This window comes from Mesorhizobium subarcticum, assembly GCF_055456085.1.
Genome location: NZ_CM144237.1, coordinates 4,580,374 through 4,600,628, shown reverse-complemented (window position 1 = coordinate 4,600,628; position 20,255 = coordinate 4,580,374). Strand labels below are relative to the sequence as shown.

General features: G+C 62.2%; 18 protein-coding genes and 1 tRNA gene. 6 read left to right on the top strand and 13 right to left on the bottom strand.

Annotated features, from left to right (window positions below):
* Positions 1–40 precede the first annotated feature (40 nt).
* Positions 41–1,669 carry a DNA alkylation response protein gene (locus ACZYHG_RS22340; RefSeq protein ID WP_027029066.1) on the bottom strand — a complete coding sequence of 543 codons (1,629 nt, stop codon included), beginning with the start codon at positions 1,667–1,669 and terminating at the stop codon, positions 41–43.
* 177 nt (positions 1,670–1,846) lie between these two features.
* Here ACZYHG_RS22340 and ACZYHG_RS22335 point away from each other — a divergent pair, with 177 nt between their 5' ends.
* Genes ACZYHG_RS22335 through dprA form a run of 4 tightly spaced genes read left to right on the top strand, consistent with a single transcriptional unit; the run spans position 1,847 to position 5,888 of the window.
* Positions 1,847–2,812 carry an aspartate carbamoyltransferase catalytic subunit gene (locus ACZYHG_RS22335; RefSeq protein WP_464610412.1) on the top strand — a complete coding sequence of 322 codons (966 nt, stop codon included), beginning with the start codon at positions 1,847–1,849 and terminating at the stop codon, positions 2,810–2,812.
* Positions 2,809–4,095, top strand: a complete 1,287-nt coding sequence (locus tag ACZYHG_RS22330; RefSeq protein WP_464610411.1) for a dihydroorotase — start codon at positions 2,809–2,811, stop codon at positions 4,093–4,095. Before ACZYHG_RS22335 ends, ACZYHG_RS22330 begins: the two co-directional genes overlap by 4 nt.
* A 57-nt stretch (positions 4,096–4,152) precedes the next feature.
* Positions 4,153–4,740, top strand: a complete 588-nt coding sequence (gene plsY, locus ACZYHG_RS22325) for a glycerol-3-phosphate 1-O-acyltransferase PlsY (protein WP_464610410.1) — start codon at positions 4,153–4,155, stop codon at positions 4,738–4,740.
* 17 nt (positions 4,741–4,757) lie between these two features.
* Entirely contained in the window at positions 4,758–5,888 is a 1,131-nt protein-coding gene (gene dprA, locus ACZYHG_RS22320) for a DNA-processing protein DprA (protein ID WP_464614765.1), read from the top strand.
* A gap of 9 nt (positions 5,889–5,897) precedes the next feature.
* On the opposite strand, the gene ACZYHG_RS22315 is transcribed toward dprA, so the two are convergent.
* From ACZYHG_RS22315 to ACZYHG_RS22295, 5 genes are all read right to left on the bottom strand, one after another.
* Entirely contained in the window at positions 5,898–6,104 is a 207-nt protein-coding gene (locus ACZYHG_RS22315) for a hypothetical protein (RefSeq protein WP_464610409.1), read from the bottom strand.
* Positions 6,105–6,120: 16 nt separating this feature from the next.
* Entirely contained in the window at positions 6,121–6,897 is a 777-nt protein-coding gene (gene otsB, locus ACZYHG_RS22310; protein ID WP_464610408.1) for a trehalose-phosphatase, read from the bottom strand.
* Complete coding sequence (locus tag ACZYHG_RS22305) at positions 6,897–8,666, bottom strand: alpha,alpha-trehalose-phosphate synthase (UDP-forming) (protein WP_464610407.1); 1,770 nt, start codon at positions 8,664–8,666, stop codon at positions 6,897–6,899. The genes otsB and ACZYHG_RS22305 overlap by 1 nt, the downstream gene beginning before the upstream one ends.
* Positions 8,667–8,775: 109 nt before the next feature.
* The gene (locus ACZYHG_RS22300; protein ID WP_464614764.1) at positions 8,776–10,938 is read right to left on the bottom strand and encodes an amylo-alpha-1,6-glucosidase; all 2,163 of its coding nucleotides are present in this window, start codon (positions 10,936–10,938) and stop codon (positions 8,776–8,778) included.
* Positions 10,939–10,977: 39 nt separating this feature from the next.
* Complete coding sequence (locus ACZYHG_RS22295) at positions 10,978–12,039, bottom strand: glycosyltransferase family 4 protein (protein WP_464610406.1); 1,062 nt, start codon at positions 12,037–12,039, stop codon at positions 10,978–10,980.
* Positions 12,040–12,213: 174 nt separating this feature from the next.
* On the opposite strand from ACZYHG_RS22295, the gene ACZYHG_RS22290 reads away from it, so the two are divergent.
* Positions 12,214–12,711, top strand: coding sequence for a hypothetical protein (locus ACZYHG_RS22290; protein ID WP_464610405.1), 498 nt, complete (start codon positions 12,214–12,216; stop codon positions 12,709–12,711).
* 56 nt (positions 12,712–12,767) lie between these two features.
* On the opposite strand, the gene ACZYHG_RS22285 is transcribed toward ACZYHG_RS22290, so the two are convergent.
* Positions 12,768–12,843, bottom strand: a tRNA-Lys gene (locus tag ACZYHG_RS22285).
* A 302-nt stretch (positions 12,844–13,145) separates the two neighbouring features.
* Between ACZYHG_RS22285 and ACZYHG_RS22280 the strand changes: the two genes are divergently transcribed.
* Positions 13,146–13,646 (top strand): BA14K family protein, encoded by a 501-nt coding sequence (locus ACZYHG_RS22280; protein WP_464610404.1) that lies wholly within the window; start codon positions 13,146–13,148, stop codon positions 13,644–13,646.
* A gap of 70 nt (positions 13,647–13,716) precedes the next feature.
* On the opposite strand, the gene glpK is transcribed toward ACZYHG_RS22280, so the two are convergent.
* From glpK to ACZYHG_RS22250, 6 genes are all read right to left on the bottom strand, one after another.
* Positions 13,717–15,207, bottom strand: a complete 1,491-nt coding sequence (glpK, locus tag ACZYHG_RS22275; RefSeq protein ID WP_464610403.1) for a glycerol kinase GlpK — start codon at positions 15,205–15,207, stop codon at positions 13,717–13,719.
* 92 nt (positions 15,208–15,299) lie between these two features.
* Positions 15,300–17,024 carry an ABC transporter substrate-binding protein gene (locus ACZYHG_RS22270; protein WP_464610402.1) on the bottom strand — a complete coding sequence of 575 codons (1,725 nt, stop codon included), beginning with the start codon at positions 17,022–17,024 and terminating at the stop codon, positions 15,300–15,302.
* Positions 17,025–17,103: 79 nt separating this feature from the next.
* Positions 17,104–17,391, bottom strand: coding sequence for a DUF2160 domain-containing protein (locus ACZYHG_RS22265; RefSeq protein ID WP_027029080.1), 288 nt, complete (start codon positions 17,389–17,391; stop codon positions 17,104–17,106).
* Positions 17,392–17,393: 2 nt separating this feature from the next.
* The gene (locus tag ACZYHG_RS22260; protein WP_027029081.1) at positions 17,394–18,311 is read right to left on the bottom strand and encodes a carbohydrate ABC transporter permease; all 918 of its coding nucleotides are present in this window, start codon (positions 18,309–18,311) and stop codon (positions 17,394–17,396) included.
* Between the two features lies 1 nt (position 18,312).
* A complete protein-coding gene (locus ACZYHG_RS22255; protein ID WP_464610401.1) occupies positions 18,313–19,179 on the bottom strand; it encodes a carbohydrate ABC transporter permease in 867 nt (288 codons plus the stop codon).
* Positions 19,180–20,247: an ABC transporter ATP-binding protein gene (locus ACZYHG_RS22250; protein ID WP_464610400.1), complete on the bottom strand. Its 1,068-nt coding sequence runs from the start codon at positions 20,245–20,247 to the stop codon at positions 19,180–19,182.
* Between the last annotated feature and the right edge of the window lie 8 nt (positions 20,248–20,255).

Sequence of the window (20,255 nt, the reverse complement as noted above, 5' to 3'; positions counted from 1 at the left end):
CCTCAGACGTGTGCAAATCTAGCGACGAGCCGCTCGCGGCTCAGTTCACCGGCGGATAGAGCGTGTCGATGATCATGCGCGCGTCGTGGCGCGAATCGAGCATGCCGTAGGTGTTGCGCCACTGGCCGGCCAGGCGCGTTTCGACGAAGGCATCGGCAATCCGCCCTGCCCCAAGCCGGCGCAGCTCGGCCGCCGCGGCTGACAGCGCCAGCTGTTCCGTCAGCAACCTGGCCGAGCCCTCGTCGGTTGAAGCAACCTGCATCGCCGCCTTCAGGACGCCTACCGTGCCACGTCCGCCGGCACCGAGATCACGATCTATCCCCCCCAGCACCTCTTCAAACAGGCCGGGCGCGCGGCCAAGCACACGCAGCACATCGAGCGCCATGACATTGCCCGACCCTTCCCAGATCGCGTTGACCGGGGCCTCGCGATAGTAGCGGGCGAGCGGCGCTTCCTCGACATAGCCGTTACCGCCAAGGCACTCCATCGCTTCGTAAAGCAGTGCTGGCGCTATCTTGCAGACCCAGTATTTGACGACCGCCGTCATGGCGCGCGCAAAGGCCGCCTCACCGCGATCGCCCGCCGCCTCGTCGAAGGAGCGCGCCAGCCTAAACGACAGCGCCGTGGCGGCGGCGACATCCAGCGCCATGTCGGCCAGCACGCGCTGCATCAGCGGCTGCTCGATCAAGGCCGAGCCGAAAACCTGGCGATGGCGGGCATGATGAACCGCTTCCGCCAGCCCTGCCCGCATGATGGCCGAGGATGCCACCGCGCAGTCGAGCCGGGTCAAGGTCACCATGTCCATGATCGTCTTCACGCCGGCGCCGGGTTCGCCGACCATTTCGCCGATGGCGTTGACGAATTCGACCTCGGAAGACGCGTTGGAGCGGTTGCCGAGCTTGTCCTTCAGCCGCTGGAAGCGGAAGCCATTGCCCGATCCGTCGCCGAGAACACGCGGCACGAGGAAGCAGGACAGCCCTTCCGGCGCCTGCGCCAGCACCAGGAAGGCGTCCGACATCGGCGCCGACATGAACCATTTGTGCCCAGTCAGGCGATAAAAACCGCTGCCGGCACGCTCGGCCCTCGTCACATTGGCGCGCACATCGGTGCCGCCCTGCTTCTCCGTCATGCCCATGCCGAGCGTCAGCCCGGTCTTCTCCACCGGCGGCTTCTGGCTCTGGTCGTATTTGCGCGTCGTCACGCGCGGCGCCCATTCGCGAAACAGCTTTGGGCTGGCCATCAATGCCGCCAGCGAGGCGCTGGTCATGGTGATGGGACAGAGGTGCCCGGTTTCGAGTTCGGCGGTCAGATAGAAACGCGCGGCACGCACCTGATGGCGGCGGCCGATCTCGGCGTCACCATTCTCCCAGACCGAGGAATGCAACCCGTTCGCCACCGAACGACGCATGAGGGCGTGGTAAGCGGGATGGAACTCGACCAGGTCGAGGCGCCGCCCCTGGCGGTCATGTGTCCTCAGTTTCGGCGTCTCGACATTGGCGAGGCGGGCCAGTTCCTGGGCTTCCTGGGTCAGCACGAAACGGCCAAGCCCATCGAGTTCCCTGCGCACCGGATCGGAAAAGCGCTCGGCAAGCTGGATCAGCAACGGATCGCCTCGCCAGGCGTTGCCGCCCGTCAGCGGCGGCGGCTGGTTCGTTACGTCGTCGGTCACGCCCAATCCTTCAATCCGTAGAAAGGTCCCTGTCGTGCGAAAGCCACGAATCCGAGGCCATCGGCTAGATATAGCCAAGCGTTGCCGCGCGCGCGACGAAAATACCGGGGAGAACAGCGCCAATGTAAAGCTGGTGCTTGCAGGCGCAAAATCCGCACCCTATAGCACCCCCTTGAGATGACCGACGCTTCGTCCCTGCCACTCTACCCTCACCGCCATCTTTTGGGCATCAGCGATCTTTCGCCCGCCGACGTCGAGTTGTTGCTCGACCGGGCGGATCTGGCTGTCGCGATTTCGCGGCAGTCCGAGAAGAAAACCGCGACGCTGCGCGGCCGCACCCAGATCAACCTGTTCTACGAGGCATCGACCCGTACGCAGTCCTCGTTCGAGCTGGCCGGAAAGCGGCTCGGCGCCGATGTCATGAACATGTCGGTGGCGAGCTCTTCGGTGAAAAAGGGCGAAACCCTCATCGACACGGCGATGACCCTGAACGCCATGCGGCCCGATATATTGATCATCCGCCATCAGTCGGCGGGTGCCGCCGCCCTTCTGGCCCAGAAAGTCAGCTGCTCCGTGGTCAATGCCGGCGACGGCGCGCATGAGCACCCGACACAGGCGCTGCTCGACGCGCTGACCATCCGCCGCGCCAAGGGTCCGCTGTCGAAGCTGATCGTCGCGATCTGCGGCGACATCCTGCATTCGCGCGTGGCGCGCTCCAACATCATGCTGCTCAACGCGCTCGGCGCGCAGGTTCGGGTCGTCGCCCCTTCAACGCTGCTGCCCTCCGGCATCGAACGAATGGGGGTGATTGTCACGCGCTCGATGGCCGAAGGCCTGAAAGACGCCGACGTGGTGATGATGCTGCGTCTGCAGCGCGAGCGGATGGAAGGCGCCTTCGTGCCTTCGGTTCGCGAATATTTCCGCTATTTCGGCCTCGACGCCGAAAAGCTGAAGGCCGCCAAGGATGACGCGATGGTGATGCATCCCGGCCCGATGAACCGGGGCGTCGAGATCGCCTCGGAAATCGCCGACGGCCCGCAAAGCGTCATCCAGGAGCAGGTGGAGATGGGCGTTGCCGTGCGCATGGCGGTGATGGAAGCGCTGCTCGACCCCCGCCGTAATCAAGAGGGCCGCGGCGAATGAGCACGACGGTCTTTGAACGCGCCCGCATCGTCGACCCTTCGCGCGGTATCGACGAAGTCGGCTCCGTCATTGTCGATGGCGAGAAAATCGTTGCCGCCGGCAAGGCGGCACTGAATCAAGGCGCCCCTGAAGGCGCTGCAACAATCGACTGCGCCGGCAAGGCGATCATTCCCGGCCTGATCGATGGCCGCGTCTTCATCGGCGAGCCCGGCGGCGAGCATCGCGAAACCATCGCCTCGGCGAACGTCGCGGCGGCCGCCGGCGGCGTCACGTCGGTCGTCATGATGCCCGACACCGACCCGGTGATCGACAATGTCGCGCTGGTCGAGTTCGTGCTGCGCACCGCCAAGGACACGGCGATCGTCAACATCTTCCCGGCAGCGGCGATCACCAAAGGCCTCGATGGCCGCGAGATGACCGAGTTTGGCCTGTTGCGCGAGGCCGGCGCTGTCGCCTTCACCGATGGTCGTCACACCATAGCAAGCGCGCTGGTGATGCGCCGCGCACTGACCTACGCCCGCGATTTCGGCGCCACCATCGTGCATGAAACGCAGGATGCCGACCTCGGTTCATCAGGCGTCATGAACGAGGGCCTGTACGCCAGCTGGCTCGGCCTGTCCGGCATTCCGCGTGAAGCCGAATCGATCCCGCTGGAGCGCGATCTGGCTTTGGCGCGTCTGACGCGCGGTTCCTATCACGCGGCAAAAATCTCGACGGCGATGGCGGCAAGCGCTGTGACGCGCGCCAAAGCCGATGGTGCAGCCGTCACATCGGGCGTGTCGATCCACAATCTGTCGCTTAATGAAAATGATGTCGGCGAATACCGCACCTTCTTCCGCCTGACGCCGCCTCTGCGCGCCGAGGAAGACCGGCTGGCGATGATCGAGGCGGTCAGGGACGGTACGGTCGACATCATCGTCTCCTCGCACGATCCGCAGGATGTCGACACCAAGCGCCTGCCTTTTGCCGACGCGGCAGCCGGCGCCATCGGATTGGAGACGCTGCTTGGCGCGGCCTTGCGGCTCTACCACAATGGCGACGTGCCCCTGCTGCGGCTGATCGAAACGCTCTCCACCGCCCCGGCAAAGGTGTTTGGGCTGCCCGGCGGCACGTTGAAGCCGGGTGCTGTCGCCGACCTTGTGCTTGTCGATCTCGATGAACCCTGGATCGTCAGTGAAAGCGGCATTCGCTCGCGCTCGAAGAACACCTGCTTCGAAGGCGCCCGCCTGCAAGGCAAGGTCTTGCAAACGCTGGTGGCGGGCCGCACAGTGTTCTCGGTCTGATCCGGCAATCGCGCACTGAGCCTGACCTGACCGTTTGGGAGAACTGCGGGGGAAACAATGACTTACGGCCTCATCCCAGCGTTGGTGTTCGGCTATCTCTTAGGCTCGATTCCGTTCGGCCTGCTGCTCACCCGCGCGGCCGGCCTTGGTGACGTGCGCAAGATCGGCTCCGGCAACATCGGCGCCACCAACGTGCTGCGCACCGGCAACAAGGGACTGGCCGCCGCGACCTTGTTGCTCGATGCCCTGAAAGGGACGACCGCCGTGCTGATTGCTGGCCATTTCGCGCCGGAAACGGCGGTCTGGGCCGGCCTCGGCGCCTTTCTTGGTCACCTCTTTCCGGCTTGGCTCGGCTTCAAGGGCGGCAAGGGCGTCGCGACTTATCTCGGTGTGCTGATCGGCCTTGCCTGGCAGGTGGCGCTGATCTTCGCCGTCGTCTGGCTGGTGATGGCGTTCCTGTTCCGGTTCTCATCGCTTGCAGCGCTGACGGCAGCCGTCGTCGTGCCGATTGCCCTGTATTTCATGAGCACACCACAGATAGCCGTCCTGTTCGTTGTGATGAGCGTCATTGTCTTCATCAAGCATAGGGAAAACATTTCGCGCCTGCTTGCCGGCACCGAGGGCAAGATCGGAGCCAAGGGGTGAGCGAGCACGCCACCGCGGTGAGCGAGCCGGCCACCGGGCCGCGCCTCAGCGACCGGCAGCGGCTGAGCTGGCTGCGGCTGATCCGCACCCACAATGTCGGCCCTGCCTCCTTTCGCGACTTGATCAACCGCTTCGGGTCCGCCGAGGTGGCGCTGGAAATCTTGCCGGAACTGATGATTTCGGGTGGCGCCAGCCGGATCGCCCGCATTCCGTCGATCGCCGAAGCTGAGGCCGAACTGGAAGCAGCCCGCAAGGCTGGCGCGCGCTTTGTCGGCATCGGCGAGCCAGACTATCCGCCATTGCTGAGAAGCATGGACAATCCGCCGCCCTTGCTGGCGGTGAAAGGCAATGCCGCCGTGTTCCGGCTGCCGGGAGTTGCCATTGTCGGTGCCCGCAACGCATCGCTGGCCGGCATCAAGATGGCGCGTGTGCTGGCGGCCGATCTCGGCCGCGACGGCTATGGCATCGTCTCCGGCCTGGCGCGCGGCATCGACACGGCGGCGCATCAGGGCAGCCTGGCGACTGGCACGATCGGCGTCCTGGCCGGAGGCCTCGACCTGCCCTACCCGCCCGAAAATACTGGCCTTTGCGAGGAAATTGCCGAGCGTGGCGCCATAATCTCCGAAATGCCGTTCGGGTGGCAGCCGCGCGCCCAGGATTTTCCGCGCCGCAATCGCCTTGTCGCGGGCGCCGCCCTTGGGCTGGTGGTGGTCGAGGCGGCACAACGTTCGGGCTCGCTGATCAGCGCCAGGCTTGCCGGCGAAATGGGCCGGCTGGTGTTCGCCGTCCCGGGGTCGCCACTGGACCCACGCGCGGCCGGCACCAACGGCCTGCTCAAGGACGGCGCCACGCTGGTCACCGAAGCCTCCGACATTTCAAGGGCGATCGCGCCACTGACCGGCATGCGGGCGCCGGAAATGCCTCCGTTTGAAGACCCGCCGGATTTCTCGGCCACACCGCCACCCGGCGAGAGCGACCGCGCCCGCGTCATCGAGGCGCTCGGTCCGACACCTGTGTCGGTCGACGAGATCATCCGCCATACTGGCCTGCACCCGGCCCAGGTCTTCATGGTGTTGCTGGAACTAGACCTCGCCGGCCGGCTCGAACGCCATGCCGGCGGCAACGTCTCGATGGTTTTCGGAAACTAAAGCTGATCGTCAGTGGCGATTGGTCTTTTTGTTCTGGACATAGTCCTGCGTGTTTGCCCCAAAGAGATCCTTTTCGACGACCTTGCGCCACACCATGTCCGCATCCTGCGGCCGCGCTGGATCGAAGCTCGCTCCGGCCTCCTGCATTTTCGGGCGTGAGCGCCGGCGCAGCCAGGCAGGCATGATCTCGCGGATGAGGCTGGTAAACTGGGTCATTGCCGGCTCCATCGATTTATGTGGTGACAGTCAATCTCTCCGCATCGCTGTGGCTCACGCCATCAAGCCAGGCCAGCGCCTCGTCGACACCGGCAAGCGCATGGCGCGCGGCGGTCGGTCCGCGCGGTTTGATGCGTATCGAGACACCATCCATCTCATTGATGACGTCAAAGCCGTTTTCGTCCGAAGTATCGTCTCCAAGGAATACAGGGCTACGGCCTGCAAATGCCGGTTGCTGCATGAAGCGTCGGATAGCTGCTCCCTTCGCCGCTTCTAGCGGCATCAGTTCAACCCCTGCATTACCGGCCAGTACCCGATATCCCACAGGCAGTTTGTCCAGTGCCTGTTCGACAAGCTGTATGGAGCGCTGCAGCAAATGCGGCGCAGCGCGCGTATGAATGGCCAGGATCGGCCCCTTGCGCTCGATATAGACGTTGGCACTGTCGAGTTCCGCTTCGATTTCCTCGGCAAGCGCTGCAATGTCGGCCGGTTCGCCGGCCGCCTCGACCGGACCATCACGCACCAGCCTGTGTTCGAGGCCATAGAGCCCGGCGGCGCGCAATCTGAGGGGCTGGAAGAGATGGTCGACGGCGGCGATCGAGCGTCCCGTAATGAACGCCAAGGCTCCGTCCAATTGCGTTTCAAGCCGTGCCAACAGCATGCGCAGCTCCTCACTGACAGCCACCGCATCGGGATGCGCGGCATGTTCGAGAAGCGTGCCATCGATATCGAGGAACAGGCTCCATGGCCCTTGCGGGACGACGGGTTCCGGCAGGTTTGACGATATCGACATCACAGCGCCGCCACGCGTTTACGTTCGAGCAGCGATATCACGTTGGCAGGTACCGTGGGAGCAGCGCCGACGGCTCGGTCGACTGCATTGCGCTTGCGCAAATGCGCGGCATCCAGAAGCATGCTTCCCGCCCATTTATAAACGTTGTTCTCGCGCACGATCTCGCGCATGCGTCGCATGCGCTGGGTTTGCTCCTCCTGCGACATGGTCAATGCCTGCAGCAGGACGTCACCCATCATTGCCGCGTCGTAGGGATTGACAATCAGCGCCTCCAGCAGCTCCTTGGAGGCGCCGGCGAACATGCTCAGCAGCAGCACACCTTGTTCATCCTCGCGCGCCGCGACAAACTCCTTGGCAACCAGGTTCATACCGTCATGCAGGCTGGTCACCATGCAAACGTCGGCGGCCCGGTAGATTTCGTGGACCTGCTGCTGCGAGTGATGTTCCGTCACCATCAGGACGGGCGTATAGCCTTCGCGGCCATAGCGCTGGTTGAGATCCTCGGCATGGCGCATGCACTCTTCATACAATTGCTGGTAGGCGGGCAAGGTGCCGCGGCTGGGCGCCGCGATCTGCAGGAACGCCACCTTGCCGATCCATTCCGGATGAAGCGTCAGCAGTTCATCAAGTGCATTGAAGCGATCGAGGATGCCTTTGGTGTAGTCGAGACGCTCAACGCCCACGCACAGCCTGACATGGTCGGCCAGGCCGAATTTCTCGCGAACCTGCCGACGGCAGGTTGCCACGTCCGGCAGCTTGTCCAGTTGCGGCGGCGACCACTCGATTGAAATCGGATAGGCGTGAACCAGGCTGATCTGGCCGCCATAGGAGATGGCCGAATCCTCGCGCTCGATCCTGCTTTCCAGGAAACGGTCGACGCTGTCGATGAAGTTGTTGCAATGGAATTGGGTGTGAAAACCGACGATGGAACTGCCGAGCAGGCCCTCGAGAATCTTCTCGCGCCACGGGCAGATGCTGAACACTTCCGAATTCGGCCAAGGGATGTGCCAGAAGGTGATAATAATCGCCTCGGGCAGGCGCTCCCGGATCATTCGCGGCAGCAGCGCGAAATGGTAATCCTGGACCAGCACGATCGGCCGCTCGTTGCGGGCTTCGGCGATGACGGTGTCGGCGAATTTGCGGTTGACCGCTTCGTAGGCTTCCCAATCGGAGGCACGGAATATCGGCCGGGTGAAGGCGATATGGCACAGCGGCCAGAGGCCTTCATTGGCAAAGCCGAGATAATAGCCTTGCTGTTCTTCCTCGCTCAGCCAGACGCGGCGCAGCGTGTAGGAGGGATTGTCGGGCGGTACCTTGATCCGGTCGTTCTTGTCGACCACAAACGCGTCGGCCGAACCGCCGCCGTAGGCGATCCAGGTGCCTGCACAGGCGCGCGTTATCGGCTCCAGGGCGGACACGAGCCCGCTGGCGGGTACGACCAGCTCGATGTCGTCGCCCTCGCGGTTGTGGATGTACGGCTCACGATTCGAGACGACGATCACCTGGGCATCGGGAAGTTCCGTTGCCAGTATATGACGCAGCGTCTCGGGCGACCACTGCGCCAGCGCGGCAACGGTGGACTGCCCATTCTTCTCGAATTCCGGCACCGGGCTGGGAGCCGCATCTGCCTTCACAGCAGCAAGCCTGCGGCCCGTGCGCGATCGCCACATCATCGTCATCAGCACAATAAACAGGACGCCGACAGCTGCAAGAATGAAGAGCCACAATGCGAATAGGGGAATTACCAGGGACGAACTGTTGTCGGGCATTGAAATCGATTACCTTTCAATGGGATACCGAAGAAACTCCATCGGTCGGAACTCCGGCGCCCATAGTCTGGTTGTCCAACGCCCCAGCCCGCACGATGGTTCCGGTTTTTCAGCTTCGGACCACGAGAGGCACCAGCCCCTCATGCGGTTCCGCAAGGAAGGCGCCAACACGATCTCCGACGCGCTGGAACGTCAGATCCACCGCCGCCTGCCCGACCGAAAGATGACGAATGACGAGGCTGTCGATGCCGATCGGCAGGCGCGGCCGGGTAACATGGATCTCGCCTGCCCAGCCATCGATCTGAAGGCCGAGGCACGACTGCATGAGCATGAAGGCGGAGCCGGCGGACCAGGCTTGCGGCAGGCACGCCACCGGATAGGCAATCGGCGCTTCACCAGCCGCGCGCGTAAAACCGCAAAACAGTTCCGGCAACCGCATGTTGAAATGGACGGCGGATTCGAAGGTCCCACTCATCAGCCGCACCACGTCGTCGCGGATACCGTATCGCGCCAGTCCGGCGGCGCAGATCGCGGTGTCATGCGGCCAAATGGATCCGTTGTGATAGGACATCGGATTGAAGAATATCGCGTCGTCCGCCAGCGTTCTCAGCCCCCAGCCGGAATGGAACGAGGCTGACAGCAGCTGGTCGGCGACCATACGTGCGCGATCAGGGCTGGGAAGGCCGACGTAAAGCAGGTGACCGGCATTGGATGTGCGCACCTTGCAGGGGTGACCCTCGCCATCCAGTGCCAGCGCATAGTAGCTCAGGTCCTCGATCCAGAAATGGCGTTCGACTTGCTGGCGAAGTGTGTCGGCGCGTATTTCCCACCCCTCCGCCCGCTCCGTTTCGCCACGCAGCCGTGCCAGTTTCGCCAACCCCTGGAAGGCCGCGAAGACGTAGCCCTGCACCTCGACCAGTGCGATCGGCCCCTTCGGAATGCGGCCATCGGCGTGAAAGACGGAATCGAAACTGTCCTTCCATCCCTGGTTGGCCAGGCCGGATTCCGCGGCGCGCTGGTAGGTGAGGAATCCTGTCGAACGGCTCGCCGTTTCGATCCACTCGGCCGCGGCACACAGCGAGGGCCACAGCGTATCGATGAAGGCCGTGTCCCCCGTGCGATCCGCATAGGCGCAAGCAAGATGGATGTAGAGCGGCGTCGTGTCGACACCGCCATAGTAACGGCCGAAGGGCAGCTCGCTGAGCGCCACCATCTCGCCCTTGCGGGTCTCGTGCATGATCTTGCCGGGTTCGGAATCGCTGAAAGGAGAGGTCTCGGTCGCCTGGTGCTGGGCAAGAAACGCCAGAACGCCTCGCGCCAGCCCGGGATTCAGCCAAAGCATCTGCAGGGCTGAAATCACGCCGTCCCGGCCGAAGGCGGTGGAGAACCACGGTATACCGGCGTAGGGATAAGGCCCGGTCGGCAGTTCCGTCGTGAGCAGCGCGACATCCGCGCGAGCCCGCGCCATCCAGTCGTTGAAGACGCGGCCTGAACTGTGCAGTGTCGCGCCATGCCGGCGTTTGGCGCGCATGCCGAACCGAGCCCGGGCGGCCGCGGCGCGAAACCGGCGGCTTTCGGGGCGTTCGTCCGTCTCATTGCCCACTTCCAGGTAAAGCGTCTGGCTGCTGCGCTTGGTGACGGCGATGACGAAATCCGCCTGCTCGGCGGTCAGCTGATCGGGCGTCTGTGAAAATGATATCGCCGATGTCCGCACCACTTCGTCCAGGCCATCGTAGCGCAATACGACCGCGTTGCCGGCAATCTCGGCCGTATGCGCAGTTCCACGCTTCGCGCGGGTCGAGCCCCGGACCTCGAACATGTCGCGGAAATCGGCACCAAAGCGCAGCGACAGCAGGATCGTCGAATGCTCCCTGCTGTAGTTGGAGAGCGTTATGCGCTCATACAGCCTCTCCTCCCACAGCAGCCGGACGCGCTCGATATGGATCGCGCCTTGCGGAATCTGGCGGCCCGCGGCACTTTCGATCGGTAGATTGGTCAGATTGGTAGTGAACAGGACATTGTCCTGGCTAAGCGACGCGCCAAGCAACGACGTCGACCGCCCGCCGACGGTGAGGCGAAATTCCGAAAGCACGCGCGTGTCGTCGCGAAAGAAGCCGTCACCAACACCGCGTATGTCGCCATAGCCGTCGGCAACGACAAAGCAGTCGCCGTGCTTGAGCGCGAACAGCCTGTGCGGCTCCCTGGGCGCTGACTCATCAAGAGACGCCAGTGCTACCGCTGGATCGAGCGTGCGCTCGTCAAGTTGGCTGATGGTCAAAGTGGGTTGTCCCTGTTCATTCCAAAGACGCCGCTACGAGGCCTTGGCGTGACCGCCGGCGTCGACCAGCTCCGCGTAAGCAGCGGCGTAATCCTGACCCATCCTGCGGGCTGAAAAGCGCCGCTCGAACACGGCCCTGACACGCCGCCTGTCGAACTGCAGGAGAGCCGGCATTGCGGCAACGGCATCTTCTATGGTCTCGACGACGAAACCGGTGACCCCGTCGTCGACGATCTCTGGCATGGCACCGCAATTCCAGGCCATGACAGGTGTCCCGCAAGCCATCGCTTCGATCACGGCAAGGCCGAACGGCTCCGGCCAATCGATCGGGAAAAGCAGGGCGGCCGCGTTTCCGAGAAACGCCGTCTTCTGCTCCTCATTGATCTCGCCGACATATTCGATCTGGTCGCCATCGATCATCGGTTGGACGACCTCCTCGAAATAGGCGCGATCATCAGCACCGACCTTGGCCGCGAGCTTGAGCTTCAGCCCGGTACGGCGGGCGATCTCGATCGCCCGGTCCGGACGCTTGTCGCGCGACATTCTGCCAAGAAACGCAAGATAGGCGCCATCCGAACTTGTCTCGAAATCCGGTTCATAGAGATCGACGGGCAGCCCGTGGTGGATTGTCGCCAGCCAGTTCGCCGATGCAAACCGCGCCCGCTGGCTGCGGGATATCGAAATCATCGGGAACCGCGGGAACCGGTCATAGGCTTGCGCGAGGTCCGCGTAATCCAGCCTGCCATGCGGCGTCGTCACCGTACGCTGCGGCATGTCGCGGAAAAACGGAAAATGCAGGAAATGGCTGAGGTGGAAATGGATGACGTCGAAATCGTCGGCCCGTTTCCTCACCTCGTCGAGCATCGACAGATGCGCTGCGATCTCCGATTTCAAAGGACGGGGATCGAGACGAAGCGCCCGTTCACGGCATGGCACCAGCCTTGCGGAGGTCTTCGTGTCGCCGCTGGCAAACAACGTCACGTCATGGCCAAGGTCGACGAGAGCCTCGGTCAGGTAGGAGATGATGCGCTCGGTGCCACCATAGAGCCTTGGCGGCACCGATTCGTATAGTGGTGCGACATGAGCAATCTTCATGGCCCGGCCTTCCCTCAATGAGCTGGTCATGGAACCCAATGCTTCAGCAGCGGGATCGTTCCTCCATCAGTGGAAGATGCATCGGATGAGCGACGAGCGTTTGATATCAGATAGAGCCGCCCTATTTCCCGGTGACTGCCGAATTGCACGCACGGCAGTTCGCGGAGGCATAAGGTGCAGAACCCGAAGAGCGAGCCGGAACCCAGGGACATCGCGGCCCGGCGCCTGGGCATGATCATCGAGCAATATGTCGAGGCCAGAAAACGGCGTTTTGACTTTGTGTCGACGGATCAGGCTGCCAGGGTAATCCGCAGGATGCTGAAGCCCGCTCTTGCGGACCTGTCCGATCGCAAGCTCGACGATATGATCGCCACGCTCGCGGTCAAGAACGGCTTGGCGGTCATCTTCGATCGCGGCGTCCGAGGACCTGCTGACGGCACTGATGCGGACCTGAACAGAAGGGAACCGACCATGCGAGCACCAACGGAGACCCCGGATGTTGCCGGCGCGGTGGACGCCATTCTGGGCGCTCAGACCGCTCCGTTATCGATGAGCGCGGTGATTTCGCTGCTGCGCGAACGGACAGGCACCACGCGCTCCGACGCGGATCTGGAAGGCCTGATTGCCAAGAAGGCGGCGGTAATGGGCGTGCATCTGTCGCGAAGCGGCTGAACGGTCGAAGCGCGTTGTAAGCTTCACGAACCAAAGGCTGGTAAGTTCTTTGACAATGGTGAGCGCGATGGGATTCGAACCCATGACCTACTGATTAAAAGTCAGTTGCTCTACCGGCTGAGCTACGCGCTCCCTCGGGCTTGAAAAGGCGGCCCTCGAAATTGCGCGGAACATAGGGAGAGTGCCTCGACCGGTCAACCGGAAAAAACGGATCCGGGAGCGAAGCTTTTCCAGCCCCGTCGCCTTGCCCAAACGGCCACTTCGATCGAGGGAGGTACAAGCTCGGAGGGCCAGTGGCCGAGCATCTTGTAGTTTGGATGTCGGGCAAGAGAAACATTACAGATCAGTAACTTGGCGTTTTGGGAGGAACCATCCCGTGTATTGCTCGTTGTCTCGCCACAAGGGACGTCAATCACCCTTCGAAGGAGAAGACAATGAACAAGATCGTAACGGGTATACTGGCGACCACCCTGTCAGTTTCGTTTGGAGTAGCCGCAGCCATGCCGGCCAACGCGGCGCAAATGTTCGTGCCGCAGGCGGCCTCGACTTCGAGCGACGTGCAGAGCGTCGACTACAAGCCTTGGATGAAGAACCACCACGGCAATCGCAATTTCGGCAACCGCAATTTCGGAAATCGCAATTTCGGCGGTCGTAACTTTGCCCGCAACAATGATGGCGGCGGCTATTGGAATGGCCATCGTGGCTATCGCGACTATCATCAGGGTTATCGTCGTCACGGCGACTATTGGTTCCCGCTCGCGGCCTTCGCGACTGGCGCCCTGATCACCGGCGCGATCGTCAACAGCGAGAACAACCGATACGAAGGCAACTCGCACGTCCAGTGGTGCTATGACCACTATCGCAGCTACCGTTCTTCGGACAACACCTTCCAGCCGAATTACGGCCCGCGTCAGGAATGCCGTTCGCCTTACTGATCAAAGAATGAGTATCAGTAGCTGGTAATTGTGAGTACGAGGCCCGCGTCGGAAACGGCGCGGGTCTTTCTTATGCACTCAAGGTCCTGCGAACAGCATCGCGCCAGCCTGCCAGCTTGGCAGATCGCATCGAGGGCTCCATCTCCGGTTTGAAACGTCGCTCAAGCGCCCAGGTTTTGGCGAATTCCTTCGCCTGCGGCCACACACCTGCCTTTGAACCCGCAAGCCAGGCCGCACCCAGCGCCGTCGTCTCCAGGATGGTCGGGCGGTCGACCGGCGCGTCGAGAATGTCGGCCAAGCGCTGCATGGTCCAACCCGATGCCACCATGCCGCCATCGACCCGAAGCACAGTCCTGGCCGAAGCCCCTTTCCAATCCTTGCGCATGGCGTCGAGCAGGTCGCGTGTCTGGTAGGCGACTGCCTCCAGGGCGGCGCGGGCAAATTCGGCCGGTCCGGAATTGCGGGTCAGCCCAAAGATCGCGCCCCGCGCCTCCGCATCCCAATGCGGAGCGCCGAGACCGACAAAGGCTGGCACCAGATAGACGTTCTGCATCGGATCAGCCTCGGCAGCCAGTTTTCCGCTCTGCTCAGCCTTGCCGATCACCTTGATGCCGTCGCGCAGCCATTGCACGGCAGCCCCCGCGATAAAAATCGAGCCCTCCAGCGCATAAGTGGTTTTGCCGTTCAGCCGATAGGCAATGGTCGTCAGCAGCCGGTTCTTGGAGCGCACGAGATCCGTGCCGGTGTTGAGCAGCGCGAAGCAGCCTGTGCCATAGGTCGATTTCATCATCCCCGGCTCGAAGCAGGCCTGACCGATGGTGGCGGCATGTTGATCACCGGCAACGCCAAGGATCCTTATCTCCGCGCCAAACAGATTTTTCTCTGTGATCCCATAATCATCGGCGCAATCCTTTACCTCGGGAAGCATTCTCGCCGGGATGTTGAGAATGCCCAGAAGCTCGTCGTCCCAGGCGTTTTTCTCGATGTTGTAGACCAGCGTGCGTGAGGCGTTGGTGGCATCGGTGGCGTGAACCTTGCCGCCAGTCAGCCGCCAGATCAGAAAACTATCGATGGTGCCGGCGAGCAATTCGCCTTTCTCGGCGCGTTTCCTCGCGCCCTTCACCTTGTCGAGCATCCAGGCGATCTTGGTGCCGGAAAAATAAGGATCAAGCAACAAGCCCGTCTTGCGGTTGAATTTCTTTTCCAGGCCCTGCTTCTTCAGTTTCTGGCAGAGCGGCGCTGTGCGGCGGTCCTGCCAGACGATGGCGTTGTGGATCGGCCTGCCCGTCGCTCTGTCCCAGATGACGACGGTCTCGCGCTGATTCGTAATGCCGAGCGCCGCCACTTCGGAGGCTTCGCGCCCTGCCTTTTTCAAGGCGGCCTTCACGGTCGTCACCACGCTGGCCCAGATTTCTTCCGGATCATGTTCCACCCAGCCCGAGGCTGGATAGTGCTGGGTGAATTCCTGCTGTCCGCTACCGACGACTTTCATCTGGCCGTCAAACAGGATCGCCCGGGTCGATGTCGTTCCCTGGTCGATCGCCAGCACAAAACCGCTCATCCCAACATCCTCCACCTTGATACAAAGAAGGGAGACGGCAACGCGCCGCCTCCCCCGATCTCACACGGGCGCGAACGCCCGCATAGACAGTCCTACTTCTGCCAGCTCTTCACCAGTTCGTCGTAGTTGATGGTGATCGGCTTGTCCTTCTCCTGCTCGAGCTTCAGCTGAGGCGCGAGATTACCTGCCTTGACCGCGTCGGCGTTCCAGTAGGCAAGGTCATGCTCTTCGGCCATCTTTGGTCCGATGTCGCCTTGGACACCGGATTTCTCGATACGGGCCATGACTTTTTCCTGATCGGCGCAGAGCGAATCCATGGCTTCCTGCGGTGTCTTGGCACCCGAGGATGCGTCACCGATGTTCTGCCACCAGAGCTGCGCCAGCTTCGGATAGTCCGGCACGTTGGTACCGGTCGGCGTCCACTGCACACGGGCCGGCGAGCGGTAGAACTCGATCAGACCGCCGAGCTTGGGCGCACGTTCGGTAAAGCTCTTGTCATGGATGGTGGAGTCGCGAATGAAGGTCAGGCCAACCTGGCTCTTCTTCACGTCGACGGTCTTCGAGGTGACGAACTGCGCATAGAGCCAGGCGGCCTTGGCGCGGTCGGTCGGCGTCGACTTCATCAGCGTCCAGGAACCGACGTCCTGATAGCCGAGTTTCATGCCGTCCTTCCAGTATGAGCCGTGCGGAGACGGCGCCATGCGCCATTTCGGCGTACCGTCGTCGTTCATGACCGGCAGGCCGGGCTTGACCATGTCGGCGGTGAACGCGGTGTACCAGAAGATCTGCTGGGCAACATTGCCTTGCGACGGTACGGGGCCGGATTCAGAGAAGGTCATGCCCTGGGCTTCCGGCGGCGCATAGGCTTTCAGCCAATCAAGATACTTCTGGATGGCATAGACCGATGCCGGTCCATTGGTGTCGCCGCCGCGCGCGGTGCAAGAGCCGACAGGCCGCGAATTAGCATCGACCTTGATGCCCCATTCGTCGACCGGAAGGCCGTTCGGCAGGCCCTTGTCGCCGTTACCGGCCATCGACAGCCAGGCGTCGGTGAAGCGCCAGCCGAGCGACGGATCCTTCTTGCCGTAGTCCATGTGGCCATAGACCTTCTTGCCGTTGACGTCACGGCCGGTGAAGAATTCGGCAATGTCCTCATAGGCCGACCAGTTGACCGGCACGCCGAGATCGTAGCCGTACTTGGCCTTGAAGTCGGCCTTGTTCTTCTCGTCGTTGAACCAGTCGTAACGGAACCAGTAGAGGTTCGCGAACTGCTGGTCCGGCAGCTGGTAGAGCTTCTTGTCCGGCGCGGTGGTGAACTTGGTGCCGATAAAGTCGTCGACATCGAGCATCGGATCGGTAACGTCCTTGCCTTCGCCCGCCATCCAGTCGGTCAGGTTGCGCACCTGCTGGTAGCGCCAGTGGGTGCCGATCAGATCGGAATCGTTGACCCAGCCGTCATAGATGTTCTGGCCGGTCTGCATCTGGGTCTGGATCTTTTCGACGACGTCGCCTTCTTGGATGACATCATGCGTGACCTTGATGCCGGTGATGGCGGTAAAGGCCGGTGCCAGCACTTCTGATTCATACTTGTGGGTCGTCAGGGTTTCCGAGACCACCTTGATATCCATTCCGGCGAAGGGCTTGGCAGCGTCGATAAACCACTGCATCTGCTTTTCCTGGTCGGCGCGGGAAAGCGTCGACACGCCGCCTATCTCCTTGTCCAAAAAGGCTTTTGCCTCATCCATCCCTGCATAGGCATTGCCCACGCCGAGCAACAGGACAAGGGCCGTTGTTGATGTTAAAAATTGCCGTCGCATGTGTTTCCTCCACTGTTTCAGGTTTCAAGTGCGATCTGGAGCGGCGGCCGGCACGCTGCCGCTCCAACAGTTTCCCCCTCTATACGTAGCGGAACACGCCGATGGCGTAGACCACGGAGAGAGCGAGAGCCCACCAGAGGCTCGGTCCGACAAGACCCAGCCAAGCGAGATGGATAAAGGCGCTGCCGAGCAGCGAAAGGAACAGGCGGTCGCCGCGCGTCGTCTCGAAGCGCAGCACGCCAACGCGCGGATTGCCGCCCGGCGAGGCGTATTCCCAAGCACCCATGCCGACCAGCAGCAGGGCGATGACGGCAAAAAAAGCGGCCGTCGGCCAGGTCCATGCCATCCAGGAGAAGTCGAAGTTCATGATCACACCCTCCCTAGGGCGAAGCCCTTGGCGATGTAGTTGCGCACGAACCAGATCACGAGCGCGCCTGGGATCAGCGTCAGCACCCCTGCGGCGGCCAGCAGTCCCCAATCCATGCCGGAGGCCGAGACAGTGCGGGTCATGGTTGCGGCGATCGGCTTGGCATCGGTCGTGGTCAGCGTACGGGCGATCAGCAGTTCCACCCATGAAAACATGAAGCAGAAGAAGCAGGCGACGCCGATGCCGCTGGCGATCAGCGGCATGAAGATTTTCAGGAAGAAGCGCGGGAACGAATAGCCGTCGATATAGGCGGTCTCGTCGATCTCCTTCGGCACGCCCGACATGAAGCCTTCGAGGATCCACACTGCCAGCGGCACGTTGAACAGGCAGTGGGCGAGCGCCACCGCAATGTGCGTGTCGATCAGGCCGAAGGCCGAGTAGAGCTGGAAGAACGGCAGCGCGAACACCGCTGGCGGCGCCATGCGGTTGGTCAAAAGCCAGAAGAACAGATGCTTGTCACCAAGGAAGCGGTAGCGCGAGAAGGCGTAAGCCGCCGGCAGCGCCACGGACACCGAAATCACCATGTTCATGACCACATAGGTGATCGAATTGATGTAGCCGGAATACCAGACCTTCTCGGTGAAGATGGTGACATAGTTGGCGATCGTAGGCTGATGCGGGTAGAGCGTCAGCGAGTTGACGATCTCCGCATTGGTCTTGAAGCTCATGTTGATGAGCCAGTAGATCGGCAGCAAAAGCACGATGATGTAGAGCGTCGGTACGATCCACCACCAGCGAGATTCCTCGCCCCGCCGGCGCATCCGTCTGTCGAGATCGCTTTGCGACAACGTACTGGCGAGACCTTCCGAGGCGGTCCCGTTCATCGCATTGCGCTCGGTTCGTTCATTGGCGCCGGCCATTTCAGCGCTCCGCGTCGTAATTGGTCATCACGGTGTAGAACACCCATGACAACAACAGGATGATGAGGAAGTAGACCAGCGACATCGCCGCCGCCGGACCGAGGTCGAACTGGCCGAGGGCGGTCTTGACCAGGTCGATGGACAGGAACGTCGTCGAGTTACCAGGGCCACCACCGGTGACGACGAAGGGTTCGGTGTAGATCATGAATGAGTTCATGAAGCGCAGCAGCACGGCGATCAGAAGCACGCGCTGCATCTTCGGCAGCTGGATGTAGCGGAACACCGCCCAGCGCGAGGCACCGTCGATCTTGGCCGCTTGGTAGAAGGCATCCGGGATCGAAACCAGGCCGGCATAGCAGAGCAGCACGACGAGGCTGGTCCAGTGCCAGACGTCCATGACGATGATCGTCACCCAGGCGTCGAACGGGTCCTGCACATAGTTGTAGTCGATACCGATCGCGTTGAGGTAGTACCCCAAGAGCCCGATGTCGTTGCGGCCGAACACCTGCCAGATCGTGCCGACGACGTTCCACGGGATCAGCAGCGGCAGCGACATCAGGACGAGGCAAACCGGCACGCCCCAGCCTTTTTTCGGCATATTGAGCGCGATGAAGATGCCAAGTGGCACTTCGATCGCCAGGATGATGAAGGAGAAGGTCAGGTTGCGGACCATCGCTTCCCAGAAGCGGCTGGACGACAGCAACTCCTCGAACCATTCGGTGCCGGCCCAGGTGAAGACATTGTTGCCGAACGTGTCCTGCACCGAATAGTTGACGACCGTCATCAGCGGGATGACGGCGGTGAAGGCAACCAGCACCAGCACCGGCAGCACGAGGAACCAGGCCTTGTTGTTCCAGGTCTTGTCCATCTATGCCCCCATCTCGACACGCCAGGAATCGGCATAGATGTTGATGCCCGCCGGATCGAAGCGTACCTTCGGCTCAGCGGGGACGGTCTCGTCCTCGCCGATGACGGCCGCGATGTCGCGGCCTTCCAATTTGGCGCGCACCACCTTGTGGCGGCCGACATCCTCGACCTTGCTGATTGAAACGGCCATGCCCTCGCGGCCGAGCCTGATATATTCGGGGCGGATGCCGAGCTCGACAGCGCCGTTGGCCGTCTTCGGAGCGCCCGGCAACTCGATCCGCTGCGAGCCGAGCGTTGCCGTCTTGCCCTCGATCGCCACCGGCATGACGTTCATGCCTGGCGAACCGATGAAATAACCGACAAAGGTGTGGCGCGGCCGCTCGAACAGTTCCGCCGGCGTGCCGATCTGGACAATGCCGCCATCATACATCACCACAACCTGGTCGGCGAAGGTCAGCGCTTCGGTCTGGTCGTGCGTGACATAGACCATGGTGTAGCCGAAGCGACGGTGGAGCTGCTTCAATTGCGAACGCAGCACCCACTTCATATGCGGGTCGATGACGGTCAGCGGCTCGTCGAAGAGGATGGCGTTGACGTCGGAGCGCACCAGGCCGCGACCGAGCGAGATCTTCTGCTTCTGGTCGGCGGTCAGGCCCCTCGCCTTCTTCCTGGCCCAGGACGCCAGGTCGATCATCTCCAGCGTCTCGCGCACCTTGCGATCGACGTCGGCCTCCGGCACGCCGCGATTGCGCAGCGGGAAGGCCAGATTGTCGTAGACGGTCATGGTGTCATAGATGACCGGGAACTGGAACACCTGCGCGATGTTGCGTTCCTGCGTCGACAGATTGGTCACGTCCCTGCCGTTGAACAGCAGCTGGCCGTGCGAGGGGTGCAGCAGGCCGGAAATGATGTTGAGCAGCGTGGTCTTGCCGCAGCCAGACGGCCCGAGCAGCGCATAGGCGCCGCCATCCTCGAAAGTGTGATGCACTTCCCTGAGCGCGAAATCCGCATCCTTCTGCGGGTTCGGCAGATAGGAATGCCTGACATGATTGACGTCGATGCGCGCCATGGCTTGCT

Bases quoted from the DNA above. Each gene is read 5' to 3' on its own strand.
- ACZYHG_RS22315 (WP_464610409.1), bottom strand. From the start codon at position 6,104: ATGACCCAGTTTACCAGCCTCATCCGCGAGATCATGCCTGCCTGGCTG.
- ACZYHG_RS22260 (WP_027029081.1), bottom strand. From the start codon at position 18,311: ATGGCCGGCGCCAATGAACGAACCGAGCGCAATGCGATGAACGGGACC.
- ACZYHG_RS22280 (WP_464610404.1), top strand. From the start codon at position 13,146: ATGAACAAGATCGTAACGGGTATACTGGCGACCACCCTGTCAGTTTCG.
- ACZYHG_RS22335 (WP_464610412.1), top strand. From the start codon at position 1,847: ATGACCGACGCTTCGTCCCTGCCACTCTACCCTCACCGCCATCTTTTG.
- ACZYHG_RS22270 (WP_464610402.1), bottom strand. From the start codon at position 17,024: ATGCGACGGCAATTTTTAACATCAACAACGGCCCTTGTCCTGTTGCTC.
- glpK (WP_464610403.1), bottom strand. From the start codon at position 15,207: ATGAGCGGTTTTGTGCTGGCGATCGACCAGGGAACGACATCGACCCGG.
- ACZYHG_RS22265 (WP_027029080.1), bottom strand. From the start codon at position 17,391: ATGAACTTCGACTTCTCCTGGATGGCATGGACCTGGCCGACGGCCGCT.
- ACZYHG_RS22305 (WP_464610407.1), bottom strand. From the start codon at position 8,666: ATGCCCGACAACAGTTCGTCCCTGGTAATTCCCCTATTCGCATTGTGG.
- ACZYHG_RS22295 (WP_464610406.1), bottom strand. From the start codon at position 12,039: ATGAAGATTGCTCATGTCGCACCACTATACGAATCGGTGCCGCCAAGG.
- plsY (WP_464610410.1), top strand. From the start codon at position 4,153: ATGACTTACGGCCTCATCCCAGCGTTGGTGTTCGGCTATCTCTTAGGC.
- otsB (WP_464610408.1), bottom strand. From the start codon at position 6,897: ATGTCGATATCGTCAAACCTGCCGGAACCCGTCGTCCCGCAAGGGCCA.
- ACZYHG_RS22255 (WP_464610401.1), bottom strand. From the start codon at position 19,179: ATGGACAAGACCTGGAACAACAAGGCCTGGTTCCTCGTGCTGCCGGTG.
- ACZYHG_RS22250 (WP_464610400.1), bottom strand. From the start codon at position 20,247: ATGGCGCGCATCGACGTCAATCATGTCAGGCATTCCTATCTGCCGAAC.
- ACZYHG_RS22330 (WP_464610411.1), top strand. From the start codon at position 2,809: ATGAGCACGACGGTCTTTGAACGCGCCCGCATCGTCGACCCTTCGCGC.